This is a genomic window from Ruegeria sp. AF8, assembly GCF_056541825.1.
In genome coordinates this window covers 650,798-676,296 of the sequence record NZ_JBQFYW010000001.1, presented here as the reverse complement: position 1 = coordinate 676,296, position 25,499 = coordinate 650,798, and the positions used below count along the sequence as shown (strand labels likewise).

At 59.7% G+C, this 25,499-nt stretch carries 24 protein-coding genes and 2 tRNA genes; 13 read left to right on the top strand and 13 right to left on the bottom strand.

All coding sequences use genetic code 11. The features are described 5' to 3' along the window. Nucleotides 1–54: 54 nt before the first annotated feature. Genes ACR0AO_RS03450 through ACR0AO_RS03440 form a run of 3 tightly spaced genes read left to right on the top strand, consistent with a single transcriptional unit; the run spans nt 55 to nt 2,828 of the window. Complete coding sequence (locus tag ACR0AO_RS03450; protein ID WP_480599917.1) at nt 55–1,737, top strand: TadE/TadG family type IV pilus assembly protein; 1,683 nt, start codon at nt 55–57, stop codon at nt 1,735–1,737. Continuing rightward, the gene (locus ACR0AO_RS03445) at nt 1,734–2,267 is read left to right on the top strand and encodes a TadE/TadG family type IV pilus assembly protein (RefSeq protein ID WP_480599915.1); all 534 of its coding nucleotides are present in this window, start codon (nt 1,734–1,736) and stop codon (nt 2,265–2,267) included. The genes ACR0AO_RS03450 and ACR0AO_RS03445 overlap by 4 nt, the downstream gene beginning before the upstream one ends. Nucleotides 2,268–2,270: 3 nt before the next feature. Then, nucleotides 2,271–2,828, top strand: a complete 558-nt coding sequence (locus tag ACR0AO_RS03440; protein WP_480599912.1) for a TadE/TadG family type IV pilus assembly protein — start codon at nt 2,271–2,273, stop codon at nt 2,826–2,828. Here ACR0AO_RS03440 and ACR0AO_RS03435 read toward each other — a convergent pair. Continuing rightward, nucleotides 2,825–3,295 carry a hypothetical protein gene (locus ACR0AO_RS03435; protein ID WP_480599910.1) on the bottom strand — a complete coding sequence of 157 codons (471 nt, stop codon included), beginning with the start codon at nt 3,293–3,295 and terminating at the stop codon, nt 2,825–2,827. The two genes, ACR0AO_RS03440 and ACR0AO_RS03435, sit on opposite strands and share 4 nt — an antisense overlap. Nucleotides 3,296–3,465: 170 nt before the next feature. Between ACR0AO_RS03435 and ACR0AO_RS03430 the strand changes: the two genes are divergently transcribed. Together ACR0AO_RS03430 and ACR0AO_RS03425 are read left to right on the top strand one after the other, a co-directional pair. Beyond that, complete coding sequence (locus ACR0AO_RS03430; RefSeq protein ID WP_480599908.1) at nt 3,466–4,377, top strand: pirin family protein; 912 nt, start codon at nt 3,466–3,468, stop codon at nt 4,375–4,377. A 41-nt stretch (nt 4,378–4,418) separates the two neighbouring features. Continuing rightward, nucleotides 4,419–4,721 (top strand): antibiotic biosynthesis monooxygenase family protein, encoded by a 303-nt coding sequence (locus ACR0AO_RS03425; protein WP_480599906.1) that lies wholly within the window; start codon nt 4,419–4,421, stop codon nt 4,719–4,721. Here the strand turns inward: ACR0AO_RS03425 and ACR0AO_RS03420 are convergent, their stop codons facing one another. After that, the gene (locus ACR0AO_RS03420) at nt 4,722–5,309 is read right to left on the bottom strand and encodes a TetR/AcrR family transcriptional regulator (protein ID WP_480599904.1); all 588 of its coding nucleotides are present in this window, start codon (nt 5,307–5,309) and stop codon (nt 4,722–4,724) included. 99 nt (nt 5,310–5,408) lie between these two features. Here ACR0AO_RS03420 and ACR0AO_RS03415 point away from each other — a divergent pair, with 99 nt between their 5' ends. The 6 genes from ACR0AO_RS03415 to ACR0AO_RS03390 all read left to right on the top strand — a co-directional run bounded on the left by ACR0AO_RS03415 (nt 5,409) and on the right by ACR0AO_RS03390 (nt 10,267). Beyond that, on the top strand, nt 5,409–5,696 hold the full coding sequence (locus ACR0AO_RS03415; protein WP_480599902.1) for a hypothetical protein: 288 nt from the start codon (nt 5,409–5,411) through the stop codon (nt 5,694–5,696). Between the two features lie 102 nt (nt 5,697–5,798). Then, nucleotides 5,799–7,085: a homoserine dehydrogenase gene (locus ACR0AO_RS03410; RefSeq protein WP_480599900.1), complete on the top strand. Its 1,287-nt coding sequence runs from the start codon at nt 5,799–5,801 to the stop codon at nt 7,083–7,085. An 80-nt stretch (nt 7,086–7,165) separates the two neighbouring features. Beyond that, on the top strand, nt 7,166–8,149 hold the full coding sequence (gene glpX / locus ACR0AO_RS03405; RefSeq protein WP_480599898.1) for a class II fructose-bisphosphatase: 984 nt from the start codon (nt 7,166–7,168) through the stop codon (nt 8,147–8,149). Nucleotides 8,150–8,240: 91 nt separating this feature from the next. Further along, nucleotides 8,241–9,989, top strand: a complete 1,749-nt coding sequence (gene recJ, locus ACR0AO_RS03400) for a single-stranded-DNA-specific exonuclease RecJ (protein WP_480599895.1) — start codon at nt 8,241–8,243, stop codon at nt 9,987–9,989. A 103-nt stretch (nt 9,990–10,092) separates the two neighbouring features. Further along, a tRNA-Glu gene (locus tag ACR0AO_RS03395) sits at nt 10,093–10,167 on the top strand. 25 nt (nt 10,168–10,192) lie between these two features. Beyond that, nucleotides 10,193–10,267 (top strand) — tRNA-Glu (locus ACR0AO_RS03390). A gap of 230 nt (nt 10,268–10,497) precedes the next feature. On the opposite strand, the gene ACR0AO_RS03385 is transcribed toward ACR0AO_RS03390, so the two are convergent. The 11 genes from ACR0AO_RS03385 to ACR0AO_RS03335 form a co-directional block, all read right to left on the bottom strand. Beyond that, nucleotides 10,498–11,784 (bottom strand): ABC transporter permease, encoded by a 1,287-nt coding sequence (locus tag ACR0AO_RS03385; protein WP_480599893.1) that lies wholly within the window; start codon nt 11,782–11,784, stop codon nt 10,498–10,500. Beyond that, complete coding sequence (locus ACR0AO_RS03380; RefSeq protein WP_480600844.1) at nt 11,781–12,701, bottom strand: ABC transporter permease; 921 nt, start codon at nt 12,699–12,701, stop codon at nt 11,781–11,783. Before ACR0AO_RS03380 ends, ACR0AO_RS03385 begins: the two co-directional genes overlap by 4 nt. Before the next feature lie 12 nt (nt 12,702–12,713). Then, nucleotides 12,714–13,826, bottom strand: coding sequence for an ABC transporter ATP-binding protein (locus tag ACR0AO_RS03375; protein ID WP_480599891.1), 1,113 nt, complete (start codon nt 13,824–13,826; stop codon nt 12,714–12,716). Between the two features lie 119 nt (nt 13,827–13,945). After that, nucleotides 13,946–15,070: an extracellular solute-binding protein gene (locus tag ACR0AO_RS03370; protein WP_480599889.1), complete on the bottom strand. Its 1,125-nt coding sequence runs from the start codon at nt 15,068–15,070 to the stop codon at nt 13,946–13,948. A 791-nt stretch (nt 15,071–15,861) separates the two neighbouring features. Next, nucleotides 15,862–17,007, bottom strand: coding sequence for an iron-containing alcohol dehydrogenase (locus tag ACR0AO_RS03365; RefSeq protein ID WP_480599887.1), 1,146 nt, complete (start codon nt 17,005–17,007; stop codon nt 15,862–15,864). Next, nucleotides 17,004–18,386 (bottom strand): aldehyde dehydrogenase family protein, encoded by a 1,383-nt coding sequence (locus ACR0AO_RS03360; RefSeq protein WP_480600841.1) that lies wholly within the window; start codon nt 18,384–18,386, stop codon nt 17,004–17,006. The genes ACR0AO_RS03365 and ACR0AO_RS03360 overlap by 4 nt, the downstream gene beginning before the upstream one ends. Before the next feature lie 97 nt (nt 18,387–18,483). After that, nucleotides 18,484–19,761: a glutamine synthetase family protein gene (locus ACR0AO_RS03355; protein ID WP_480600838.1), complete on the bottom strand. Its 1,278-nt coding sequence runs from the start codon at nt 19,759–19,761 to the stop codon at nt 18,484–18,486. An 80-nt stretch (nt 19,762–19,841) separates the two neighbouring features. Continuing rightward, nucleotides 19,842–20,591 (bottom strand): N-formylglutamate amidohydrolase, encoded by a 750-nt coding sequence (locus ACR0AO_RS03350; RefSeq protein WP_480599885.1) that lies wholly within the window; start codon nt 20,589–20,591, stop codon nt 19,842–19,844. Continuing rightward, entirely contained in the window at nt 20,588–22,288 is a 1,701-nt protein-coding gene (locus tag ACR0AO_RS03345; protein ID WP_480599883.1) for a Na/Pi cotransporter family protein, read from the bottom strand. The genes ACR0AO_RS03350 and ACR0AO_RS03345 overlap by 4 nt, the downstream gene beginning before the upstream one ends. A gap of 3 nt (nt 22,289–22,291) precedes the next feature. After that, nucleotides 22,292–23,065, bottom strand: coding sequence for an inositol monophosphatase family protein (locus ACR0AO_RS03340; RefSeq protein ID WP_480599881.1), 774 nt, complete (start codon nt 23,063–23,065; stop codon nt 22,292–22,294). Then, nucleotides 23,049–23,852: a DeoR/GlpR family DNA-binding transcription regulator gene (locus tag ACR0AO_RS03335; protein WP_480599880.1), complete on the bottom strand. Its 804-nt coding sequence runs from the start codon at nt 23,850–23,852 to the stop codon at nt 23,049–23,051. Before ACR0AO_RS03335 ends, ACR0AO_RS03340 begins: the two co-directional genes overlap by 17 nt. 363 nt (nt 23,853–24,215) lie before the next feature. Here ACR0AO_RS03335 and ACR0AO_RS03330 point away from each other — a divergent pair, with 363 nt between their 5' ends. Together ACR0AO_RS03330 and cpaB are read left to right on the top strand one after the other, a co-directional pair. After that, nucleotides 24,216–24,431 carry a Flp family type IVb pilin gene (locus ACR0AO_RS03330; protein ID WP_480599878.1) on the top strand — a complete coding sequence of 72 codons (216 nt, stop codon included), beginning with the start codon at nt 24,216–24,218 and terminating at the stop codon, nt 24,429–24,431. A gap of 256 nt (nt 24,432–24,687) precedes the next feature. Next, nucleotides 24,688–25,491: a Flp pilus assembly protein CpaB gene (gene cpaB / locus ACR0AO_RS03325; protein ID WP_480599876.1), complete on the top strand. Its 804-nt coding sequence runs from the start codon at nt 24,688–24,690 to the stop codon at nt 25,489–25,491. Nucleotides 25,492–25,499: the final 8 nt, after the last annotated feature.

Genomic DNA, 25,499 nt, shown 5'->3' with positions numbered 1-25,499 from the left:
AGTCAGTCCTGTACTTCTAATGGCCGTTCTGCCCGGCCCGGAAAGGGTATCATTATGCGCAAGGATTTTTGGAAGTCCGCTGATCGCAAATCTGCGTCGCTTGATCATACGCCATCGCAAAGCAAAGGCTTCGTTGATGGCGAAGAAGGGTCGATGAGCATTCTGGCTCTGTTTCTGTTCCTGATCATTGTGGGGGCGGCAGGGATCGGTGTCGATCTGATGAAGTACGAAAGAGAACGGGCCGAACTGCAATACACCATGGACCGCGCGGTTCTGGCAGCTGCCGACCTTGATCAAACGGTGGATGGGGAAACCGTAGTACGCTCATATCTCGAAAAAGCGGACCTGCTTGACAACCTCGTTGACATCAAGGTGGTGGACAGCGTCGGTTACCGGCATGTCACCGCATCGGCGCTGGCCGAATTTCCGACCCATTTCATGCACCTGAGCGGCGTAGACAGCCTGGCCGCACCCGCGCTGAGCGCTGCCGAAGAAAGTGTTGGCGCCGTCGAAGTGTCCTTGGTTGTGGATTTCTCCACTTCAATGTACGGCCCCAAGCTGGATAACCTGAAGTCCGCTGCGAAAAGCATTGTCACTCAGCTGGGCCAGAAGAACGGGCTTTGGAACAAAGAGGTGTCATTCTCGATCATCCCCTACGCCAGCCAGGTGAATGTCGGCGCGGATATGATCAAATACTATAACCTTGACCGGTTCCAACCCTATTCGCATTGCATCAACTTCGTCGATGACGAGTATAGCAAGCCCTATCTGTCAACAACCGAGTTGAGAGAGCAGACCGCGCATTTCGACCCCTATACATTGGCCAGAGAGCCGATCGAATACCCGGTCTGCCCGATCCGGGCCGGTTCGGCGATCCTGCCGTTCCAGAATGACGAAAAGATCCTTCACGACTATATTGATGGCTTGACCGCTCTGAACCCGGTGGCCTGGGACGAGGATTCAAGCGAAGATACCGGCACCGACAATGGTGCAAACTGGGGCTTGGCGCTGCTTGATCCCGGTACGCGACCGGTGATCAACAACCTGGCGAATATCGATGGCATCGTCCCGACAATGTTCGATAACCGCCCTGTAGACTATGGAACCAAGGTTCTGAAAATCCTGATCATCATTTCCGATGGGGACAACACCGACCAGTTCATGCTGAATTCGTCGCGCCGGACAACCATGTCGGATATCTGGTACAATCCGGGCGCAACTGCGGACGAAGGCTATTTCTCGCTCTACCAATCGAACGGGGGCAAAGAGTACTGGTGGCCGCATGACGGAACCTGGCAGGACCATCCCTATGGCAATGGTGGCCAATACTGTACCGGCAAGGGCGGAAAAGAGACCTGCGTCGAACAAACCGCTGCGGACGAGCCTGGCGAGGCAGTACAGTTGAGCTATGTGGAGTTGCTGAATCTGGTCTCGCTGGAATATATCGAAAACGAAATCTTCGATACGCCAAACGCTTATGGCGTGTGGGAAAGTGCGGCATTCAGCAAGAAAAACGCTGTTGCCAAGGACCAGCGCACCAAACATGTCTGCAAGGCCGCCAAGGACGAAGGCGTGGTGGTGTTCAGTGTCGGCGTAAGCGTGACGTCCGGTGGCAAGAAGGTCCTGCAGAGCTGCGCCAGCTCGGACAGCCACTATTACGATGCAACCGCCGTTGACCTTCCGGATGCATTCACCTCGATCGGCTCGTCCGTTCGCATGCTGAGGCTGACTCAATGATTGCAAAAATGGTTTCTGCCCTGTGCAGGTTCCGAAAGCGGGAAGACGGGACTGCAACGGTCGAGTTCGTGATCGTCTTCCCCGCTTTCATGGCGCTGATGCTCTCGGGTGTCGAGCTTGCCTTTGTCACGCTCAATCATTCGAACCTAGAATACGCCGTGGATCTGACAGTGCGGGACATCCGTCTGAACACGGGTACCGTCCTCACGCATGACACGATCAAGAAATCGATCTGTGAACGCGCGATGTTTATCCGCGACTGCGAAAGCAGTCTCAAACTTGAAATGATCCCCCAGGATCCTTTTGCCACGGTAACCATCCCGGTGGAACCCGACTGTACGGACTTGTCGGAGGAACCGCGACCGGTGCGAAACTTTGAAAACGGACAGGAAAACCAACTGATGGTCCTGCGCGCCTGCGCCAAGATAAATCCCGTCTTCCCAACCTCCACAATGGGAAAGGCACTGGCCAACGTCGAAGGTCAGTATGCCCTGACGGCAACGACCGTTTTTGTTCAGGAGCCGATCTGAGCCATGTTGATACCTCGCTTGAAATCCCGACTGGAACGTTTCCGCAACGACGAGCAGGGCTCGATTGCGGTCGAGTCCCTGGTGATACTGCCGATCCTGTTCTGGTCGATCATGGCGGGATACACTTTTTTCGAGGGATACCGGCAAAGCGCTTCGAACATCAAGGCTGCCTATACCATCGGTGACCTTCTTTCGCGCGAAACCCGCACCATCGACCACTCCTACATCGACTCTATGGAGGCCATGTTCAAATTGATGGTGCGCAATGAATCTGACTTGAAGATGAGGATTTCGTACATCGTCTATGATGAGGCCACAGACAGCCATTCCGTACCCTGGTCTGTACCTCGCGGCGGTTATACGGAGAAGCTCGATAACGCGAATATCGTATCTTACAAAGATGCCCTTCCGGTGATGGCGGATCAGAACTCTCTGATCCTGGTCGAAACCTCGAACACTTTTGTGCCACCATTCAGAGTTGGGCTGGACAATATCGAGCTGCAGAATTTCGTCTTCACCCGTCCCCGCTTTACGGAAAACCTTCAGGGGCCCGCCGCCTAGGTCCGCTCGGCAATCATGGCCGACAGCACTTCGGACATGAACTTGGTCTGAGCACCCGGGGTCACGCCCCCGATGCCGACGCGGCGGCCAATGCGCCACCACAACCCCGGATGCCACGCGCGCGGTCCGGGGTTTTTTGTACGGATCAGAAACCCGCTTGAGGGTTTGAACGCAAAGACGCCCCTGTCGATCAGGTCGATTTCGGACACTGGTGCGATCACTTCGCCGGAACTGGATCGCAGTTCCGTTTCCGTCAACTCGATCCGGTGTGCGGTGGCCTGGTGCAATCGCTGCGCCAGCCACAATGCCGCAGCGCCGACAACGATCAGGAACACCTGCCATCCCGGGGCAGGAGGCGAAAATACGGCCACATATATCACCAGAAATCCGAAGAAACCCAGCATCGCAACGCCTATCCAGCGCCTGGGCACCGATGCCTCGACAACGGCCAGTATTTCATCCTGCATGCGGCACCTCCGGTTTGCACAATTTTTCATTACTGCAAACCCCGGGCAAGCAACAGCCCGACCGGGCCGGTTTTATGCCCGCGCAAAATCGCACACCTTCAGTGAGCAGACGCCGATTGAAACCGCCCCTGCCCCGATTACATTTGTTCCGCAAAGAACAGGAGGGTCAAATGTCAATCCGACCGACACTCGAAGCGCGCAAGGCGGTTCCCACGATGGAAGGGGCCGGCGTCAAACTTCACCGGGCTTTCGGCTTTCAGGACCCCACGGAACTGGACCCGTTCCTGCTGTTTGACGATTTCAGGAACGACTCGCCCGAGGACTATCTCAAAGGCTTCCCCTGGCATCCCCATCGCGGCATCGAAACCATCACCTATGTTCTTGCCGGAACGGTGGACCACAGCGATTCGCTGGGCAATACGGGTTCATTGGGCGCAGGTGATGTCCAATGGATGACGGCGGGCTCCGGCATTCTGCATCAGGAAATGCCCAGGGGAAACGCAACAGGGCAGATGCATGGCTTTCAGCTGTGGGGAAATCTGCCCGCAAGCCAAAAGATGACAGCGCCGCGCTATCAGGACATTTCCGGCACCGACATTCCCGAAATTGCGGATGACGACGGCACCACTGTCCGCGTGATCGTCGGATCGTTCTGGGGAAAAACCGGACCCGTAGACGGCATCGCCGCGGATCCGCAATACTTGGATATTTCGGTTCCGGCAGGTGTCAGGAAAACCTTCAGGATCGACACCTATCGCAAAGCCTTTGCCTATGTGTTCGAAGGTCAGGCCGCCTTTGCCGACGCCTCGCCTCCGACCGGGGTGCTGCTGGAAAAGGAAGTGGCGGGGCAAGAGGTCAACATACGCGACATGTCGGGCGACCGGACGTTGATCCGCTTTGGAACTGGCGACGAAATCACAGTGCAGGCCGGCCCTGAGGGCGTACGGTTTCTGCTGATTTCCGGCGCTCCCATTGCAGAGCCGGTGGCGTGGCACGGACCGATTGTCATGAATACGCGGGAAGAGCTGCACCAGGCCTTTCGCGATCTGCGCAACGGGACCTTCATCCAGCCCGCACAATGACCTGTGGTAGGATGGCCTTGTGAACCAAGACGGAGGCCACCATGATCGTCCGCATTTTCCGCGCGGTCATCTACGATGACCAGATCGAGCATTTTCGGCAATTCCTGCTCGAAACCGCACTGCCGCTGATGCACGAACAAAAAGGGCTGGTATCAATCACGCCGTGCCTGCCCCGGCCGGAAACCCCAAACGAATTCTGTCTTGTGATGGTGTGGGAGTCGGTCGCGGCCCTGGCCGCGTTTGCCGGTGACGAGTGGCAGCGCCCGCACGTCATGCCCGAGGAGGAGGGCATCGTGAAAGAGCGGTTTCTGCACCACTATGAACTGGCCCCGGACCCGGTCTGATCACGACATCACTGCCTTGCGCACCATGTCCCAATAAATGGATTCGACCTCGTCAAGCGACAATCTTCCGCCGCTGCGATACCAGGTATTCACACCGTTCAGCATGGCGATCACGGCCAGAGTGGCGATCTTGGTGTCCGGCACAATGAAGGCGCCCTCTGCCACTCCCCTTTTCAGGATGCCTTCGAGGTCATCCTCGTACCGGCGGCGCAGCGCCTCGATCGTAGCGAAATTTTCGGGCGTGAGGTTGCGCAATTCCATGTACGCAATGAAAACTTCGTCCGGTCGTTCCAGGTGAAATCGGATGTGAAAGCCGACGAATTGTTTCAGGTCTTCCAATACGCCGGTAGTTGCCTCCCGCGTCTTGCGGGCACACAACAGGTCGTCCATGTGCTCACGCATCAGGCGAAACAGCAAGCTTTGCTTGTCGGGGGTATAGTTATACAGGGCACCAGCCTGCACGCCGACCTCTTTCGCGATCTGCCGCATCGAGACGGCGGCATATCCGTGCTGGGCAAACAGCCGGAGCGCGGCCTGCCGGATACGTGGGCCGGTGATATCGGAATGGGAACCTTGAGTACGTGCCATGGCCGCAGGTTATATGAACAATTGTTCAAATAGAACCCTGCTTGAACCAATGCGGCAAAACGGGCATCAAGCCCATACACGTTTTCGGAAGAGACTTTGATGAAACGGCTTCTCCTTGCCATTCCACTTGCAGCGGCGGTCGGGTGCACGCCAATTCCGCAATTGTCCGAAAGGATCCCGGAACACATCAAAAACGCGCCCTACCCCGAGTTGATTCCGCTTGATCGCGCCCTTGGGCCGTCCATCCGCCCAGAAGAGGAAGCCGCCGAGTTGCAGGAGCAGCTGGAGGCGCGGCGCGAGCGTCTGGCGTCACGGGCGCGCGAAATGCAGGGGCCGGTTCTGGATCAGGCGGACCGGGATCGGTTGGACCACGAAATTACCCAATAGCTCGCGCCTCAGACGCATTGCACCCTTGCGCCGAACCGGATAAGGCAGCCCGCAACGACGTAAAGCAATAGCCGAAAACTCGAGCGGAAAGGGACCCACAACATGACACAGGCGTTGCGGCTTGGGATTGCAGGTTTGGGGACCGTCGGTGTGGGGGTCGTCAGGATCGTGCGCCGTCAGGCCGAGTTGCTTCGGGCGCGCACCGGGCGTCCGATCGAAATCGTGGCCGTTTCCGCCCGTGATGCCGGCAAGGACCGGGGCGTCAACCTGTCCGGCTACGCCTGGGAGACCGACCCGGTCGCGCTGGCCCAACGGGACGATATCGATGTTTTCGTCGAACTGATGGGCGGTGAAAACGGCCCGGCCAAAACCTCGGTCGAGGCGGCGCTTACAACCGGCAAGGATGTGGTGACAGCCAACAAGGCGTTGTTGGCCGTTCACGGCCAGGAATTGGCCGAAACCGCCGAAGCGGCCGGGCGCGTTATCCGGTTCGAAGCGGCTGTTGCCGGTGGCATCCCGGTCATCAAGGCGCTGACCGAGGGGCTGGCGGGCAATGAAATCACCCGCGTCATGGGTGTCATGAACGGCACCTGCAACTATATCCTGACGCGGATGGAGGCGAAGGGCCTCGGCTATAACACGCTGTTCGAGGAATGCGCCGAGCTTGGCTACCTGGAGGCGGACCCCAATCTGGACGTTGGCGGGATCGATGCGGCGCACAAGCTGGCGTTGCTGTCATCCATCGCATTCGGCACCAGACCCGATTTCGATGGCATCGAGATCGAGGGCATCCAGCATATCAGCCTCGAAGACATTCATCAGGCCGCCGACATGGGCTATCGCATCAAGCTGCTTGGCGTGGCACAGCGAAGCGCGCGTGGGCTTGAGCAGCGCATGCAGCCCTGTCTGGTCCCCAGCGACTCGCCTCTGGGGCAACTGGAAGGCGGAACCAACATGGTGGTGATCGAAGGCGATGCGGTCGAACAGATCGTTCTGCGCGGCCCTGGCGCCGGCGAAGGCCCGACCGCGAGCGCGGTCATGGGCGACATTTGCGATCTGGCGCGCGGATTGCACATTCCGACCTTCGGGCAACCGGCACATACGCTCAATTCCATGCCTGCCGCGCGAACCGGACTGCCCGCGCCTTACTATCTGCGCCTGGCGCTCGAGGACAAGCCGGGCGCCCTAGCCAAAATCGCGGCAATCTTGGGCAATGCCGGCGTTTCGATCGACCGGATGCGCCAGTACGGGCACACCGACAGCACCGCGCCGGTTCTGATTGTCACCCATAAAACCACCCGCGCAACTCTGGATGTGGCCCTGGACGGGTTCCGGGCAACCGACGTCGTCGCGGGCGAACCCGTCGCGCTGAGAATCGAGCAGGTCTGAGGGACCTCCCCTCTTGCGAGTCCCGCCATGCGCGGGCTATGCCGATAGAAACGTCTGATTGACCAAAGGATAATAGGGACATGAACGCAGCCAAGATCGAATTCAACGACCGGATGCTGTCACTGGGCCTTGCGCGGGTGGCGGAACAGGCCGCTCTGGCCTCGGCCTCGCTGGTGGGGCGCGGCAACGAGAAGGCGGCGGATCAGGCTGCGGTGAACGCCATGCGCGAGCAGCTGAACCTGCTCGACATCGCCGGTGTGGTCGTGATCGGAGAAGGAGAGCGAGACGAAGCGCCAATGCTTTTCATCGGCGAAGAGGTCGGCACTGGCAATGGCCCCGGCGTGGACATCGCCCTGGACCCTCTTGAGGGCACCACGCTTACCGCCAAGGACATGCCGAACGCGCTGACCGTGATCGCCATGGGGCCGCGCGGCTCGATGCTGCATGCCCCCGACGTCTATATGGACAAACTGGCCGTCGGCCCCGGCCTGCCTCAGGGCGTCGTGTCGCTGGACATGACCCCGCGCGAGCGTGTTGAGGCACTGGCAAAGGCCAAAGGCTGCAAACCCTCCGACATCACCGTCTGCATTCTGGAACGTCCCCGCCACGAAGCCATGATCGCCGAGGTCCGGGAAACCGGTGCCTCGATCCGTCTGATCACCGACGGCGACGTGGCGGGCGTGATGCATTGCGCCGAAAGCGATGCGACGGGCATCGACATGTATATGGGTCAGGGTGGCGCGCCCGAGGGCGTTCTCGCCGCAGCGGCGCTGAAATGCATGGGCGGTCAGATCTTTGGCCGCCTGCTGTTCCGCAACGACGACGAGCGCGGCCGCGCCGCCAAGGCCGGCATCACCGATCTGGACCGCATCTATTCCCGTGATGAGATGGTCACCGCCGACGTGATCTTTGCCGCCACCGGTGTCACCGGCGGCTCGCTGCTGCCGCGCATCAAGCGCGAGCCCGGCTGGCTTGAGACCACCACACTTTTGATGCGCTCCAAGACCGGATCGGTCCGGCGTATGTCCTATCGCACTCCGATGTGGTCGCACGACAAGGAATAGCGGCTTGCGCCGCTGCCTCCGGCGGGAGTATCTCTGAAATGACGAAGAGGCCGGGTCCGCGAGGGTCCGGTCTTTGTACCTGAGGTGAAACGTGACATTTCTGGGTGTAGAGCAATCCCTGACAGGACGGCGCTGGATTGGTCCCGCGCCGGGCAACGAACGGGCCGCAGACATGATGGCGCAACAGACGGATCTGCCGCGCGCGGTGTGTCAGGTTCTGGCCCGGCGCGGCGTTCCGCTGAACGAGGCCACGGGCTTTCTCGAGCCCAAGCTCAAGGAATTGCTGCCGGACCCCCGCGCGCTGAAAGGCATGGAAGATGCCGCCGCGCGGTTTCTGGAGGCCGTGCGCAAGCGTCAGAAAATCGCCGTCTTCGCCGATTACGACGTGGATGGTGGCAGCTCGGCGGCGCTGTTGTTGGTCTGGCTGCGGCACATGGGAATGCAGGCAACGCTCTATGTCCCGGACCGCATCGACGAGGGATATGGGCCGAATGTACCGGCGATGCAGAATCTGGCAGCCTCGCACGACCTGATCATCTGCGTCGATTGCGGCACGCTGAGCCATGAGCCGATCGCTGCGGCCCGGGGCGCGGATGTGATCGTTCTGGATCATCATCTGGGGGGCGAGACGCTGCCGGACTGCGTTGCGGTGGTGAACCCCAACCGGCAGGACGAAAGCGGCGATCTGGGCTATCTCTGCGCCGCTGGCGTGGTGTTCCTGATGCTGGTCGAGGCAGGGCGACAGATGCGCGATGCCGGTGCCACGGGCCCGGACCTGCTGTCACTGCTCGATCTGGTGGCGCTGGCCACCGTGGCGGACGTGGCGCCGCTGATCGGGGCCAACCGGGCGCTGGTGCGGCAAGGGCTGAAGGTGATGGCACAGCGCAAGCGCCCCGGTCTTGTCGCCCTGTCCGACATTTCCCGCATGGACGCAGCCCCCAACACCTATCATCTGGGTTTTCTTCTGGGTCCCCGGGTCAATGCCGGAGGCCGGATCGGACAGGCCGACCTTGGCGCCCGGCTTTTGAGCACCGACTCGATGGTCGAGGCCGAGGCGCTATCGCAACGGCTGGACGCGTTGAATACCGAACGGCGCGATATCGAAAACATGGTGCGTGCCGCTGCCCTGGCGCAGGCCGGGGAACGCGGGCTGGACGCCCCGCTCGTCTGGGCGGCGGGCGACGGCTGGCATCCTGGTGTTGTCGGTATCGTCGCCTCGCGTCTCAAGGAAACCGCCAATCGACCGGCAATTGTCATCGGCTTTGATGGCGATGAAGGCAAAGGATCGGGCCGGTCGGTCTCGGGCGTGGATCTGGGCGCGTCGATCCAAAAGCTTGCCGCCGAAGGGCTGCTGGTCAAGGGCGGCGGGCACAAGATGGCCGCAGGGCTGACGGTTATGCGCGACCGGCTTGAACCGGCGATGGCGCGGCTTTCGGAACTGCTGGCGAAACAGGGCGCCGGTCAGGGTGGCCCGGCCGATCTGAAACTTGATGGCGCGCTGATGCCGGGGGCGGCAACGGTGGACCTGATTGAACGGATCGAGCAGGCAGGCCCATTCGGGGCCGGGGCCCCCGCCCCGCGCTATGCCCTGCCAGACCTGCAGATCCGCTTTGCGAAACAGGTCGGAGAAACGCATCTGAAACTGTCGTTGTCCGATGGAATGGATGGCGGGCTTGACGCCATCGCTTTTGGTGCATTCGACGGGCCGATGGGCGACCGGCTGATCAATCATGGCGGCGGGCGGTTTCATTTCGCCGGCCGGCTAGAGGTCAATTCCTGGGGTGGCAGGCAAACGGTGCAACTGCGGATCGAAGATGCCGCCGAGGCGGCGGCGTCTTGAAATCCGGCCTGTTTGCAGGGGCATAAAAAAGTTTCTCCGCACCGCATTTTTCGGCTTGCGGGGGGCAGATGTAATCCGTAAAAGGCCCTCCACAAGCCAGCGTGGCCCGTTCGTCTATCGGTTAGGACGCCAGGTTTTCAACCTGGAAAGAGGGGTTCGATTCCCCTACGGGCTGCCACTTGTGCTTGTCTTGGACCAAAAATGGCCCGTTCGTCTATCGGTTAGGACGCCAGGTTTTCAACCTGGAAAGAGGGGTTCGATTCCCCTACGGGCTGCCAGGTCTGCGGTTATCTTCCTGCAATATCAGTACTTGCCGGACCTCCGGTCACCCCGGGGTCGCCGTCGCGTGCATGTGCATTGCTCTCATTGCCCCTGCCGCACGGATTTGGTCTGGGGTCGCGATACCGAGAAACATGAAAACCTGCGCTCGGGGCGGCAGATCCATTGGCAACCAAAGAAAAACCCGGGCCATCACAGCCCGGGCTTGAAGTGTTGGAAGGTGTCCGGCTTACTCGTCGGTCTTGAGACTGTTCGGATCGAACGCCCCTCCGAAGCCGCCGTTGTTCGAGGGCTGTTCTTCGGTGTTTGAGGCGCCATCGTCCTCATCACCACTCAGCGATCCTGGCGCAAATACACCACCGAAACCGGAGTTGTTGGAATCGGCAGGCGCTTGTGAGCCCTGCTCATCCTGACCCGGTTGCAACTCGTCCGGATCGAACACACCTTCGAACCGGCGCTGGCGGCGCTCTTCACGCTCCTGACGCAGTTTTTGAATGCGCTCTTCAGCTTCGAGACGTTTTTGCTCCCTGATATCCGCGATACATTGAGACGGGTTGTAGACCGTCGCGGTACCGACCACCGTGATCGTCGCCACACAGAACACCACGAGGATCACTGCGGCCAGGTTACCGGCGAAAAAGCTGGGCAGCTTGATCTTGCCTGCCAGTTCTTCGACCGTCGCGTTTTTACGCGCCACTGCAACCAGTTCCTGCCGCTTGAGCTTGGTTTCGTTCAGCAGGGCAAAGAACACCGTCAGCACCACGATGATAAAGGCCAGGGCCGAAATCGCCGGAGTGATCCCGTACCGCACCTTCTGCGCCAGTTCGATGGTCAGCGTCGGGTATTCGCCAAAGGTGAAGGTCGTGGTGTTGTAGTTCTCGAACGACGCGAGAAACGCCAGCACCGCGGCCGAGGCGATCGCGGGACGCATGAAAGGCAGCAGGATCTTGCGGAAGGCCTGCGCGTGGGATGCGCCCAGATCCAGTGCCGCCTCGGTCAGCGCCACGTCATAGCGCTGCAGCCGGGCCACCAGCACCAGCATGCAATAGCTGGCGATAAAGGTGGACTGGCCGATCACCGTCAGGAAGATGCCGTTCGACAAGAAACTGTCCGCCCCCAGTCCCAGAACCCGGTTGATCCGGTCCCAGAACACCAGCGTCGAGATACCCAGAACCACACCGGGGATCAGGATAGGCGCGATGATGATCGTATAGTAGGTCGCCCGCAGTTTCGGCCAGATCTGGGTCAGCATCAGCGCGCCAGCCAGACCCATCGCAACCGACAGCACAACCGTGCCAAGGCCGATGATCAGCGAGTTCTTGATGCCGTTCAGAATCCGTTCATCCTGAAACAGTTCGCCGAACCACTGGAAGGTCAGACACTCCCACGGCGATATTCGGGGAAATCCAGACGAGTTGAAGGCCGTGGCCGACATGATCACCAGCGGGCCCAGCAGATAGGCGAAGAAGATCGCCAGGTAGACCCAGATGCTTACACGAAGGAAGGAGTTGTTCATTTTCCGATATCCCCCATGTTGACCTTGAACAGGCGCATCATTGCCAGCACGAACAGGATACAGGTCACCAGAAGCACGATCGCGTAGGCGGCGCCCTGTGGCCAGTCATTGTTGTCGTTGAACTGCTGGTAGATCAGCTGAGTGAACCACAGGCTCGACGGCCCGCCAAGGATCTGCGGTGCGGCCAGCGCGCCTGCGCTGAGCATGAACACCATGGTGCAGCCCGAACTGATGCCCGGCTTGGCATAGGGAATGACCACGCGCCAGTGGATACGCCACCAGGGCGCACCCAGATCCCGCGCCGCCTCGATCTGATTTTTGTCCAGGCTTTCGATCACGTTATACATCGGGAAGATCATCAGCAGGATATAGGCATAGCCCAGACCGGCATAGAGCGCGATGTCGTTGCGGATGAAGTCGAAAGGCGTATCGAATATGCCCAGCCCCACCAGCATGTTGTTCAGAACGCCGGTTTCACCGAAAATGATGCGCAACGCAAAGGCGCGCAGAATTTCGTTGATCCAGTAAGGGATGATCAGCATCAGCGCAAAGACACGCATGTGATTGCCCTTGTTCTGCCCCAGGTAATAGGCAATCGGATAGCACAGGATCAGATTGAAGATCGTCACAAAGACCGCCGCGATCAGCGTGCGGAAAAAGATCCTCAGATCGACGGTATTATAGGCCTGGCCGCCGCCTTCGGGGCCAAAGACCAGATACTTGTAGTTCTCCAGTGTATAGACGTCCTTGGGTCCGCCGATTTCCGGCGGCGGCAGATTGGGACGGAATGAAAAGTCGAGCATCGACAATTGCGGCAGGATGATCAGGCCAATGGTCCAGAAAAGTACCAGACCGAGGATCGCCAGCCCCATGCCGAAGCCATTGCGGTTGAAGAAGTCCTTGAGGAAGCCGGGCATCATCTGGCCTCCTTATTCCGCGGCCAGTTCGCCGGCGGGCACGACAACCGCATTGCGGGTCTCGTATTGCAGCGTGATGTTCTGGCCTGTGTGATCTTTGAAGGACTGGCCCAGGTTCGGGATCGACACCTTGATCTCTTTCCCGCCCTCGCCTTCTGTGAAGATGTTGAAGGCATTGCCTTCAAACTCTTCGTGATTCACCCTGGCGGTCACAAAGTGATCGCCCGATGCGCCTTCGGGCGCGATGGCCAATGCTTCGGGGCGGATGAACATCATGGCATCGTCGCCTTCTTTCATCTTGCCCTGATTGGCCGTGGAAATCCGCGCGACCAGATCACCCGAGCGGTTGGTCGAGATCATCGCCTCATTGCCCATGACTTGCTTGACCTTGCCGCGGAACACGTTGTTTTCGCCGACAAAAGAAGCCGCGAATGCGGTCGAGGGGTCGTTGTAGATCGTCTTGCCGTCTGCGATCTGGTCGATGACACCGGCCTTCATCACGGCGATATCGTCCGACATGGTCAATGCTTCGCCCTGGTCGTGGGTGATGTAGATGAAGGTAATGCCGACCCGCTGCTGGATTTCCCGCAGCTCGGTCCGCATGTGCTGTCGCAGCTTGAGGTCGAGTGCCGAGAGCGGCTCGTCCAGCAACAGCACGTCCGGCTCGGCGCAAAGCGCACGCGCGATGGCGACACGCTGGCGCTGACCGCCCGACAGTTCGCTGGGCAGTTTGTCCCCCTGCCCCGGCAGCGCGATCATGTCGAGCAGTTCATCGGCGCGCTTGCGGCGCTCGGCGGCACTGGCCCCCTTGATTTCCATCGAAAAAGTGATGTTTTCCCAGATCTTCATCAGCGGGAACAGTGCCAGGTTCTGGAAGATCAGCGCCGTCGGACGCTTGTTGGGGCCAATGCCCCGCATATTGCTGCCACCGATCAGGACGTTGCCTTCGGACGGCTCAAGAAAGCCCGACACGGCGCGCAAGATGGTGGTCTTGCCGCATCCCGAGGGCCCGAGAAACGAAAAGAAATCGCCCCCGTTGATATTCACATTGGCGTCGCGCACGGCGACAAAATCTCCGAACCGGATCCAAAGGTTTTCCAGATCGACTCCGACCCCAGCACTCATCTTTTGTTTCTCCCTGTGATGGCATCCCGCCGACAAAGGCGACATCTGTTATGGCAATGTGCGATGAGCACAAAAAAAGAGGGCCCCCTGAACGCACAGGGGGCCCGTGTTCAACGCGCTCAGGCGCTCTTGAACTTGTTGACGAACTCGGTCCGGACTTCGGCATACCAGGGCGCTTCGGCAGGCCACGGGTTCAGATTGGCCAGCGAGTCGCCCGGATAGGCTTCGGCAAAGTTCTTCTTATAGACGTCACCGGCAAAAGTGTCGGCGCCCAGAACCGGCGAGTTGTAGCCATGGCTGTCGATCGCCACGCCCGCAGGCTCTTTGCGATAGGCGAATTCGATGAAGGCATAGACCTGCTCTTCGTTCGTCGCGCCGGTCGGCATTGCCATACCGTCGACCCAGGCCATCGCCCCCTCGATGGGCGCCTGATAATGCACGGGTTCGCCTGCCGCTTTGAGCGCCAGCGGCGGACCGTCCCAGGTCTGGCCCACGATCACGCCTTCGTTCAGAAGACCATTCTTCTGGGTGTCGGCGTCGTTCCAGATCAGCTTGATCCGGTTCTTGCGTGCGATGCACCAGTCGGCGACCTGGCTCCAGACTTTGCGCATTGTGTCTTCGTCACCATATGCGGCCCAGATCGAGCCCGGCTCCATCTCGCCCGAACGCTCCATGAAGAGGCCCGCACCCAGCATCATCGAGTGTGCACGGCCCATGGTCTTACCGGCGTTTTCCTCCGACCACACGTCGCCATAGGACGGTGCGTCGCCTTCAGGCAGCCACAGGTCGGTGCGGTATGCGATACCTTCGGTGCCCCAGATGTGCGGCAACCAGTGAGCACCCGCACCACCGAAATCCCAGGCGTCGGTGCCGATCTTCATCATAGCGGGGTTGACCGCCTCGACGTTGACCTTGCTCAGGTCGAACGGCTTGAGCAGTTCCAGCGGCTCCCACTGCAGCGAGCGGTTGTTGGTCGGCGACACGATGTCGAAGCCCTGACCCTTGGTGGCTTTCATCTTGTTGATGATTTCTTCGTTCGAGCCGATACCGGTGTAGTTTACCTTGATGCCGGTTTCATTCTCAAACTCTGAAATGAAGGACGGCGGCAGATAATCCGACCACATCAGGATGTTGATCTCACCCGACGATGCCAGTGCGCTTTTCGAGTACAGCGGTGCCGCCAAAGCGGCTGCGCCCGCGCCTTTCAGAACACTGCGCCGAGTTACCGTTGATTTAGAAGTCATACTTGTTCTCCCATTTTTGGACTGTTGTAGCTAGTTTGTTGTTGTTGGTAGTTGATGATATTTTGATGAAGTTTCTTTGCGTCGCTTCCCTTCCCGAAGTGACAGTTGGATTTTTTTATAAGTCCAGTTTTAGGTCCGTGCCCTTTTTTCGGAGTATTGCATTGGTATTCCGCCTTTGCAATTTCACCAGCCCCGTTCCTTCGCACATCACCGCTGCACTTTTCTCAATCATCTGAAAAGTTTGGCGTGAAAAGCTTATGTGCCGTCCACCTCCGACCCAAATTCGATTCGGTTCAACGGACAGGCGGCCGCCAAGAATGTTTTGCGTTATCTGCTTTGTCGGGGCCATTCCGCATACAGTCTCGAACAGAAAGGCCGTGCAGGTCAATACAAATGACGGAACAGACCAGGTGCGACCTCTCCGCTTTTCGGGAAATTCTCCGTCCGTCAAAAGACACCGACCACGATCAGCCGCCGAAAAACGACCACCGCCGGGGATTGTCCCGGATCTTGTCCAGGGCCCAACTTCGAAACTTTCCCAACGGTTCCGGCTGACATTCGACGCAGCAGTGTTTCTCATGCGAAGGCTCCGATCAGTGCAACGACCGGCATTGCCGAACATGCAACCCTCATCCGTTTGCTCCAGTCTTCAATCTTAAAAGCCGCGAACCGGACCAATGCTGCAAAATTCACCCGATACCGACGACCAGGCGACATCGCAACATCGAAGCGAAGGTTTTCGCAGGCCGGCGCGAATGCCGCGCAGGCCCGGCCTGTGTCCGCCTGCCAATTCAAAGGGTCGCCTTGAACAGTTCGGTAAGGTTGTTTTCGGTCAATTCGATCGGGTTGCCGCCACAGGACGGATCGACGATCGCGCCTTTGACCAGCTCGGTGATCGACACTTCGGTGACGCCCAGATCGGACAGTTTGCGCGGAATGCCCAAGGAGTCATTGAACTCCTGCACGAAAGCCCGGAAGCCGTCGAACCCGCCGCCGATGCCCAGATAGGCCGCTGCCACCTCGAAACGATCGGCGATGGCAGGCGCGTTGAATTCCAGAACCGCAGGCATACAGACGGCGTTGGTGGTTCCGTGGTGGGTGTTGAAATGTGCCCCGATCGGATGGCTCATCGCGTGGATCGCACCAAGCCCCTTCATAAAGGCTGTGGCGCCCATTGCGGCGGCGCTCATCATCTGGGCGCGAGCTTCGATGTCAGTTCCGTCCGCATAGGCACGCGGCAGGTAATCTTTGACCAGACGCATCCCCTCCAAGGCAATCCCTTGGCTCATCGGGTGGTAATGCGGGCTGGAGAATGCCTCGACGCAATGGGCAAAGGCATCGAGACCCGTGCCCGCGGTGATGAACCTGGGCATGCCCACGGTCAGTTCGGGGTCGCAGATCACCACTGTAGGCAGCACCTTGGGGTGGAAGATGATCTTCTTGGCGTGCGTTTCGGAATTGGTGATGACGCTGGCGCGGCCCACTTCCGAGCCGGTCCCGGCGGTCGTCGGCACCGCGATGATCGGTGCGATGGCGTCGGCATCGGCGCGGGTCCACCAGTCGCCGATATCCTCGAAATCCCACACGGGCCGCGTCTGACCGGCCATGAAGGCCACCATCTTGCCCAGATCCAGTCCCGAGCCGCCGCCAAAAGCGATCACCCCGTCATGGCCCCCGGCCTTGTAGGCCGCGACACCCGCATCAAGGTTTTTCTCATTCGGGTTCGGGTCCACATCCGCAAACAAGCCCCGGCCCAGACCGGCGGCCTCCATGATATCCAGCGTCGCCATGGTGATCGGCAAATCGGCCAGCCCCTTGTCCGTGACCAGCAGCGGTTTCTTCATCCCTGCCGCCGCGCAGGCCTCGGGCAGTTCCTTGATACGGCCTGCGCCGAATTTGATCGCGGTCGGATAGGACCAGTTTCCCTGAAGGCTCATGATGTCACCTTTTTCAGATGGTAGGATTTCGGACGGGTCAGGTTGTGGTAGCCGATGACGGACAAGCCGCCGCCGCGACCGGTGTTCTTGCAGCCGGTCCAGCACAGGCCCGGGTCCAGATAATCGGCGCGGTTCATAAACACGGTGCCGGTTTCGATCTGATCTCCGACCCGTGCCGCCCGGCCCACATCGCGCGTCCAGAGGCTCGCGGTCAGGCCAAACTGGCTGTCATTCATCAGCCGGATGGCTTCCTCGTCCGAGGACACTTTCATGATGCCGACCACGGGGCCAAAGCTCTCATCCCGCATCACCCGCATGTCATGAGTGACACCTGTAAGAATCTGCGGCGTCAGATAGGCGCCGCCATCATCCTCAGCGAAGGTCTCGATATGGGCTACCGCGCCATCGGCCACAGCCTCGGCAATCTGCGCCCGCACCTCATCGGCAAAGCGCACATTGGCCATCGGGCCAATCGTGGTGCCACTGTCCAGCGGATTGCCCAGCCTATAACCCTTCACGACCTCAACCGCCTTGGCGACAAAATCGTCATATAGACGTTCATGTACATAAATCCGTTCGATCCCGCAGCAGCACTGACCCGAGTTGAACATCGCGCCGTCGATCAGCGTATCGACGGCCGCATCCAGATCAGCATCTTCCATGACATAGCCCGGATCCTTGCCGCCCAGCTCGGTACCAACCCCGGTAAATGTGCCCGCCGCCGCGCGCTCCATCGCCTGACCGCCCCCGACACTGCCGGTAAAGTTTACGAAATCAAACGCATTGCCCGCGATCAGATCATTGGTCACGTCATGGCTCAGAAATACGTTCTGGAACACGTCCGCAGGCACGCCCGCCGAATGGAAGGCCTGCGCCATGCGCTCACCCACCAGCAGGGTCTGGGTGGCGTGTTTCAGGATCACCGTATTGCCCGCGATCAGCGCCGGCGCCACCGTGTTGATCGCCGTCATGTAGGGGTAGTTCCAGGGCGCCACCACAAACACCACGCCGTGCGGGATGCGCTTGATATAGCGTTTGAAGGTCGCATCCTCGCCCACCGCAATATCAGCCAGAGACGCTGCCGCGATCTCCGCCATATGGCTGGCGCGCTCGTTGAAGCCGCCGAACTCGCCACCATAGCGAACGGGGCGGCCCATCATATGCGCCAGTTCTGGCACGATCTCGTCATTCATCGCGCCTACTGCGGCAACACCCGCCATCACCAGATCGATGCGCTCCTGCAACGGCCGCGCGGCCCATTGCGCCTGTGCCGTGCGCGCACGCGCCACAACCTCAAACGCCGCCTCCCGCGACAGAACCTCCCGCTCAGCATAAACCGATCCATCGATCGGCGAGACACATTGCAACATCTGCCCCATTTTCACTCCATTTCCGAAAGGAAGCAGGATCACCTGCTTCATCTGGCCAAAATTATCCCGGGGGTCTGGGGGGCAGAGCCCCCAGCCTTGCCCATCCTCACGCCCGCTCGAACCCGCGGGCCACTTCCCAATCGGTCACCACACGCTCGAACTCCTCGATCTCGACCTCCGCCGCACGCACATAGTGATCGACCACCTCATCGCCCATGGCCGCCCGCAGCATGGCCGAACCATGCAGCGCATCCCGCGCATCCCTCAGCGTTCCGGGGATCATGCCTGTGTCGCCCTGATAGACGTCGCCTTTCGTCGGCGGCTGTAATTCCAACTCTTCCTCGATCCCGGCGATCCCCGCCGCCAGCATCCCCGCCATTGCCAGATAGGGGTTCATGTCCGATCCCGGAATCCGGCACTCGACCCGAACCGCCTTGGTGCCGTCGCCACACAGACGGAACCCGGCCGTGCGGTTGTCCACCGACCAGATGATCCGCGTCGGCGCAAAGGTACCCTTCATGAAGCGCTTGTAACTGTTGATGTAGGGGGCCATGAAACAGGTGTAATCCGCAGCATATTTCAGCAGACCCGCCATATAACTCTTCATCAGCGCCGACATGCCCAGATCATCCTCCGCATCAAAAAACGCAGGCTTGCCATCCTTCCACAGCGACTGGTGCACGTGGGACGAACTGCCCACCTTGTCGTGATGCCATTTCGGCAGAAAGGTTGCGGCATGACCGTGCTGCCAGGCGATTTCCTTCACCGCGTTCTTGGCAATGGTGTGATAGGCCGCAGTGTCCATCGCCGGGGCATATTTGATGTTCAGCTCTTCCTGCCCGGCCTCGGCCTCTCCCTTCGAGTTCTCGACCGGCACACCCGCATTCCACAGATGATTGCGGATCGGGCGCATCACGTGTTCTTCCTTGGTGGTCTGGAGGATGTGATAGTCCTCGTTATAACCCGAGATCGGCTTCATGTTGCGAAAGCCGTCCTTGCGGATCTCGTCAAAGCTTTTCTCAAACAGGAAAAACTCCAGCTCGGTCGCGGTCATCGCCTCATAGCCCATGTCCTTCAGCCGCCTGACCTGTTTTTTCAGTATGGCGCGCGGACTGTGCGGCACGTCTTCGTGGGTATGATGGTCCAGAACGTCGCAAAGAACCATGACTGTGCCCTCCAGCCACGGCACCCGGCGCAACGTTTCCAGATCGGGCTTCATCACATAGTCGCCATAGCCCCGCTCCCAACTGGTCGAGGCATAGCCGTCGGGCGTGCCCATCTCCAGGTCGGTGGCCAAAAGGTAGTTGCAACAATGGGTTTCCTCCCATGCACCGGCGATAAAATGACCGGCATGGAAACGTTTGCCCATCAAACGGCCCTGCATGTCCACCAGACAGACCAGAACCGTGTCGACCTCGCCGGCGGCAACCTGGGTCTTGAGATGTTCAAAGGTGAGTTCTGCGCTCACGATGCGTCCTCCCTGATCGCAATGTCCTTCAGCGCCGGCTCCAGCAGCGCCTGTATTTCTGTCGCCATGCCGGCAACCTGTTCCTCGCTGCGCAAGAGATCGTTGCGCACTTCGATCATGACATTGGCCAATCCCCGGCTCAGTGCGTGCAGCTTCAGCGAATGCGTGACGCCATCGGCAGGGGTATAGGGCTCGTTCCGTTCGGTTCGGCGGTGCGGGATGCGGCCCGAATAGGTCAGCATCGCATCCACCAACCGGCTGTCGACATCATGAAGCAACCCCATTTCCACCTTTCGCGGCCGCCCGTGAAAGACAGGTGTGAAGGAATGCACAGTCACCACCACCGTCTCGGGTCCGCGCGCATCGAGAACCCGGGACACCGCCGCACAGAACGGGTGGTACACGGCGGTGGTGCGGGCGTCCCTGTCGTGCTGGCTCAGCCCTGCATTGCCCGGAACCTCGATCAGTTCCGATTTTTCGGGCATGGCGCTTGGCGCCTCGGGCGGGCGGTTGCAGTCATAGACCAGACGCGAAACGGTCGAGGCCACGACCGGCGCATCCAGCGCCCGCGACAGCTGCAGAGTCAGCGCGCGTGCGCCCGGATCCCAGGCTGCATGGCTGGTTCTGTCGTGCTCGGCCAGACCCAGCCCGTCATATTCATCGGGTATCCGGTTGCTGGCATGTTCGCACAGCAGCACCACCCGGCCCCTGCCCGCCCCGTTCAGTATTTCGACCGGACCCGTCATCCCCGTTCCTCCGAATGGATGTGCTCGTCGTCTTCCGGCATGTCTTCGATCAGACGTGTCTCAAGCAACTGGCCGTTGCGATACAGGATCGGATAAGCCACTGCCGCAATGTGGCTGTTGAACTCGCGGAAGGCGCGCAGGGTTTCCAGATGGATATCGCTGGTTTCAAAACTCTCCGTGGTACCGTGCTGCAGGCGCTTGAGATGACGCTTGCGGCTGTCACGCTCGGCGCGTTTGATCTCGGTTTTTTCAAGGCTCAGCAGGCGGGCGCTTTCCAGATCGTCGGAAATCAGCACGTTCGAGGCCAGTTTCAGGTTTGCCACGATGCTTTCATGCATCTGCACCAGTTCCATCCATCCGTCATGCGAGAACGAGGCACCCTTTTTACGCATTTCCGCGGCCAGAACGGTCAGGCGCTTGGCCACCACGTCCCCGGCGGTCTCCAGGCGGATCGCATATTCCATCAGATCACGCGCAATCTTGGCGTTGTCTTTGCCGAACCCATCGGTCGGTATCGACGCGACATATGACCGGATGCCCGACAAACAGTCGTTCACCTCCTCGTCGATCGCCTGCACTGCGCGAATCTGGTCCTTGTCACCGCTGCGATAAAGCTCCAGCGCCGGCTCGAACATGGATTGCACCAGATCGCTCATCCGAAGCAATTCGCGCTTGAGGCCGGGCAGCGCCTGGCTTGGATTACCGATAACGCGCTTGTCCAGGGCGCTTGACGGGCGTCCGGCCGGTCGTTTTCCGATGTCCTTCCTGGGTTCGGGGAACAGCCGCTCGAACGGGGCCTGCAAGCGGCCACAGAACGGGATTGCAAACACCAGCAACGATGCGTTGAAGGCCAAATGAGCGTTGACCAGCATCTGACCGCCCTGCAAATCCCCCAGCAATCCGTTGCGCAGCGCGATATTGGCCGCGAACAGGATGATCACCGCCCAGCTGCCGCGCAGGAACAGGTTGGCAAAGGGGATGCGGCGCGCAGACAGATCCATGCCCCGCGTCAGCCAGATCGGAATGAAGGCCGAGCCGAAATTTGCGCCCAGCATCAGCGACAACCCGGCCGCGAAAGGAATGGCGCCGATCTGAACCAGCGTCACGCACATCAGGATCGCGGCCACCGAGGAATGCATCACAAAGGCCAGCGCCCCGCCGACCAGAAACGCCGTGATATAGTCACGGGCCAGATAGTCTGCGATCGCGGGCAAAAAGGCACTGTCGCGGATCGGGTCCATCGCTTCGCGCAGGAACCGCAGCGAAATCAGGATAAAGGCGATCCCCATCAGAATGCGCCCCAATTGCCGCGCTTTCTTGGCTTCGGTCTTGACGAACAGATACCCGCCGACCGCCAGCAGTACAGGTACCAGCCAGTCCAGCCTGAACGACAGGATCTGAATGATCAGGGCCGAGCCGAGATCCCCGCCCAGAACGATGGCAAGCCCGGCGGGAAAGGTCAGCATTCCGCTGGCGGCAAAGCCCGAAGACAACAGTGCCACAGCGGCGGAACTTTGCAGCACGATGGCCATCACGATCCCAACCAGCGATGCCTGGGCATAGCTGCGCTGACCGGTCATGACCCGCTGGAACGAGGCGCCATAGCTGCGCTCGATCCCTGTGCGCACCATGCGCACGGCGTAAAGGAGCAACATCGTCGCTCCGGCAAGGCTTATGATGAAACTGACGATCGCCATGGTCTATCCGCGCACAAGTTCCAACATTTCGGCATGCAGTTCCGGCGTCGCCGCCGAAATTACCCGCCCGTCCGAGTTCAGGTCCAGCGGTCGGCCTTCCCAATCGGTCATGATACCGCCTGCCGCCTCGATGACCACCGAAACCGGCAAATAGTCGTAGGGCTGCAGGTCATAATCGATCACGGCATCCACATGCCCTGCCGCCACAAGCGCATGAGGATAGCAATCATAGGCGAAGCGGCGGGTTTGCCCCGCATTCATCAGCCTGTCGAACACCGCCGGATGATCGCGGTGAATCTTGTCGCCCTCGTTCACGAAAAGAATGGCCTGATCCAGCCGGGTGCAGGCGGAAACCCGAATCACCTCGCCATTCAGTGTCGCCCCCTGACCTTTCACGCCAAGAAAAACCTCTCCCAGGGCGGGCATCCCGATCACGCCAACCTGAGGCACTCCGTCTTCAAGGTGACCCAGCAGAAACCCGAACAGCGGATGCCCGGACAGAAACGACCGGGTACCGTCGATCGGGTCGACGATCCAGATATGGCGGCGGTCCTGCCCTTCGAAACCATGTTCCTCGCCAAAGATGCCATGTTCGGGGAAATGCCGCCCCAGATAGTCGCGGACACAGGATTCGACGCCCTTGTCGGCCTGCGTCACAGGACTCTCATCTTCTTTGAACTCAACGCCAAGACGGCCACGGAAATAACCGCGCGCCGCTTCGGCGGCAATTGCGGCGATTTCGACCGCGTGTCCCGCATAATCACCTTTCGCCAGCACCGGCCTCAACTCCTGTCGCAATCTCTATCTCTATGCCCCAATCCTTCAGCGCTGCCGCCAGCGCGCCCTTGGGCCTCTTGTCAGTGAACAGATCGTCCACCCGCCGCGGATCGGCACCGCGATAGGGGGCGGTCTCGCCAAATTTGAAATGGTCGGCCGCGACCACCGACCGGTCGGTGCTGTCGACAATGATCGATGCCAGGTCCGCTTCTGCCGAGCTCAGATACAGAAACCCCTTGCGCGCCGACAGGGCATCGGCGCTCAGGATCGACAGATCGAACGCGAACCGCTGCGCCTGACGATGCGCGACATGCCCGAAAGTGCCGCGTTCATCGCTTTGCATTTCTCCGCCCAACAGATGAACCCGTGACCCGTTCACGCCAACAAGGGTCTGCGCCACGCCCACCGAATTGGTCACAACAGTCAGATTGTTGCGCTGACGCAGTTCCTCGGCAACGAAGGCCGTGGTCGAACCGACGTCCAAAAATACTGTCATCCCGTCGCGCACGACCCGTGCGACACTGGACGCGATCAGGCGCTTTTCGTCGGAATGCTGCGCGATCCGGCGGAAAAAGCTGGGATCGCCCTGCGTTCCCGACAGGTAGGCCCCACCGTGCACCCTTTCCACCGCGCCGGATTTGGACAACGCCTTGATCACGCGCCGCACGGTTTCCTCGGACACACCGAGAGCCTTGGCGAGGTCAGAATTCCGCGCCGCGCCGCCTAGGCGGCGCAGCACATCCAGCAACTCGACCTCCCGGTGTGTATGAACCCCGCGATTCGACACGGTATCCCCCAGCCATCCCCACAAACACGCTCAACCAGCCACACAATACGGGCAAAAGCAAGCATAATTGTTGATAATTTGGCGTTCGACTCTGATTTCACTGCGAAACCGACATTGTATTCCCACAAATTCACACAAATAGCGCGCAACTTGCGGCACAGGCACCGTTGCGGAATTTCGTGCTCAAAAAAGTTTTGCGCAAAAAGATTCAACCTTGAGGGGAAATTTTGACCTTCCTGAACGACGCAGCGTCACTTTCGGCTCCTCTAATGTGGGTTTCAGCAGCGTTTCCAGGGGGTGGATCGTCTGCGAACTCACCATCGCCCCCAACAAACGGGGCGACCCACATATTTGGAGCAAGATATGAAAAACTTTATCGCAAATACCTTCAAGCGTCTGCGTCGTGACGAGTCGGGCGCGACTCTGGTCGAATACGGCATCGCGATCGCTTTGGCGGTTGTTCTGGGTGCTGGCGCGCTTTCGACTCTGGCGGGTGACGTCGCGGGTTCGATGACTGCCGCGGGCAACTGTATGCCGAATGCGGATGGTTCCGTTCCGACCTGCGGCACCACGCCGTAACTATTCGGAAGGCAATTTCTTCCAAATGCACTTTTGTTGCCGCGGCCCTGCAAGTCTCGCGGCAACACCACCCGGAGCAAATCCACAAGAAGCCTTTGTTATCCATAGTTTTCTTAAAGAGTGCGACTTCGAACGGATTTGAAAAGGGCGTTTCACCGCAATCAGTTCACGGCTGCCAAGTCGGCAATGAAACACCCCCTCCGGGCCATCTGATCAACGGCAAAAAAAGCGCCGACCAACAATATTGGAGACCACCATGCGTTTCTCTTCTTTCCTGACATTCGTCGCCGGATTGGGGGTTGCAGCGGGCTCGGTGTACATGGCCCGCGATTACATCGAGAATGAATATGCCAAACGGCAGGCCGTCGAAGAAGAAAAGGTCGTCAACGTCATCGTTGCCGCTCAGGACATCGAGTTCGGCCATGTCGTGGACGCCCAGAAACTGACTACCATCGCCTGGCCGAAAGAAGCGTTGCCGAGCGGTGTTTTCACTGCCTATGACACCCTGCTTCCGAACGAAAACCGAGAATTCCGCCGCGCCAAGCGCGCGATTGCTCAGGGCGAGCTGATCCTGGCCAACAAGGTTTCGAACTTCGGTGAAAAAGTCACCATCGTTCAGACAATCAGCCCCAACAATCGCGCGATGGCCATCAACGTTAACGCTCAGACCGGCGTTGGCGGTTTTGTCACGCCAGGGGACTTCGTTGACATCCTGCTGACACACGGTTCCAACAAGGAACTCAAGACCGTCACGATCCTGCAGAACAAGCGCATCATCGGCGTCGATCAGGAAGCGGATGAACAAAAGGACACGCCCGGCGTCGCCCGCACCGTCACCGTCGAAGTCACACCCGAAGAAGGCCAGCGCCTGGCACTTGCCCAACGCGCGGGAACGCTCAGCCTGACACTGCGCACGCTGGAGGCAGCCAATGACGAGCCGCTTGAATCCATCGGTCTGAGCGACGTTCTGCGCGAACTGTCGCCGGTGCCGGAACAGGCCCCGGTCAAGACCGTCGTCGTCCGCCGCGGCACAGATGTGACCGTGACCGAACTGCGCTGAGACACTCT

What these genes read in the sequence shown, in the direction of transcription:
- ACR0AO_RS03440 (WP_480599912.1), top strand. Translation starts at nt 2,271, where the DNA reads ATGTTGATACCTCGCTTGAAATCCCGACTGGAACGTTTCCGCAACGAC.
- ACR0AO_RS03345 (WP_480599883.1), bottom strand. Translation starts at nt 22,288, where the DNA reads ATGGCGATCGTCAGTTTCATCATAAGCCTTGCCGGAGCGACGATGTTG.
- cpaB (WP_480599876.1), top strand. Translation starts at nt 24,688, where the DNA reads ATGCGTTTCTCTTCTTTCCTGACATTCGTCGCCGGATTGGGGGTTGCA.
- ACR0AO_RS03355 (WP_480600838.1), bottom strand. Translation starts at nt 19,761, where the DNA reads ATGCAGGGCCGTTTGATGGGCAAACGTTTCCATGCCGGTCATTTTATC.
- ACR0AO_RS03360 (WP_480600841.1), bottom strand. Translation starts at nt 18,386, where the DNA reads ATGGGGCAGATGTTGCAATGTGTCTCGCCGATCGATGGATCGGTTTAT.
- ACR0AO_RS03350 (WP_480599885.1), bottom strand. Translation starts at nt 20,591, where the DNA reads ATGACGGGTCCGGTCGAAATACTGAACGGGGCGGGCAGGGGCCGGGTG.
- ACR0AO_RS03410 (WP_480599900.1), top strand. Translation starts at nt 5,799, where the DNA reads ATGACACAGGCGTTGCGGCTTGGGATTGCAGGTTTGGGGACCGTCGGT.
- ACR0AO_RS03435 (WP_480599910.1), bottom strand. Translation starts at nt 3,295, where the DNA reads ATGCAGGATGAAATACTGGCCGTTGTCGAGGCATCGGTGCCCAGGCGC.
- ACR0AO_RS03365 (WP_480599887.1), bottom strand. Translation starts at nt 17,007, where the DNA reads ATGAGCCTTCAGGGAAACTGGTCCTATCCGACCGCGATCAAATTCGGC.
- ACR0AO_RS03445 (WP_480599915.1), top strand. Translation starts at nt 1,734, where the DNA reads ATGATTGCAAAAATGGTTTCTGCCCTGTGCAGGTTCCGAAAGCGGGAA.
- ACR0AO_RS03370 (WP_480599889.1), bottom strand. Translation starts at nt 15,070, where the DNA reads ATGACTTCTAAATCAACGGTAACTCGGCGCAGTGTTCTGAAAGGCGCG.
- ACR0AO_RS03450 (WP_480599917.1), top strand. Translation starts at nt 55, where the DNA reads ATGCGCAAGGATTTTTGGAAGTCCGCTGATCGCAAATCTGCGTCGCTT.
- ACR0AO_RS03430 (WP_480599908.1), top strand. Translation starts at nt 3,466, where the DNA reads ATGTCAATCCGACCGACACTCGAAGCGCGCAAGGCGGTTCCCACGATG.
- ACR0AO_RS03380 (WP_480600844.1), bottom strand. Translation starts at nt 12,701, where the DNA reads ATGCCCGGCTTCCTCAAGGACTTCTTCAACCGCAATGGCTTCGGCATG.
- ACR0AO_RS03420 (WP_480599904.1), bottom strand. Translation starts at nt 5,309, where the DNA reads ATGGCACGTACTCAAGGTTCCCATTCCGATATCACCGGCCCACGTATC.
- ACR0AO_RS03425 (WP_480599906.1), top strand. Translation starts at nt 4,419, where the DNA reads ATGATCGTCCGCATTTTCCGCGCGGTCATCTACGATGACCAGATCGAG.
- ACR0AO_RS03330 (WP_480599878.1), top strand. Translation starts at nt 24,216, where the DNA reads ATGAAAAACTTTATCGCAAATACCTTCAAGCGTCTGCGTCGTGACGAG.
- ACR0AO_RS03375 (WP_480599891.1), bottom strand. Translation starts at nt 13,826, where the DNA reads ATGAGTGCTGGGGTCGGAGTCGATCTGGAAAACCTTTGGATCCGGTTC.
- ACR0AO_RS03385 (WP_480599893.1), bottom strand. Translation starts at nt 11,784, where the DNA reads ATGAACAACTCCTTCCTTCGTGTAAGCATCTGGGTCTACCTGGCGATC.
- ACR0AO_RS03415 (WP_480599902.1), top strand. Translation starts at nt 5,409, where the DNA reads ATGAAACGGCTTCTCCTTGCCATTCCACTTGCAGCGGCGGTCGGGTGC.
- glpX (WP_480599898.1), top strand. Translation starts at nt 7,166, where the DNA reads ATGAACGCAGCCAAGATCGAATTCAACGACCGGATGCTGTCACTGGGC.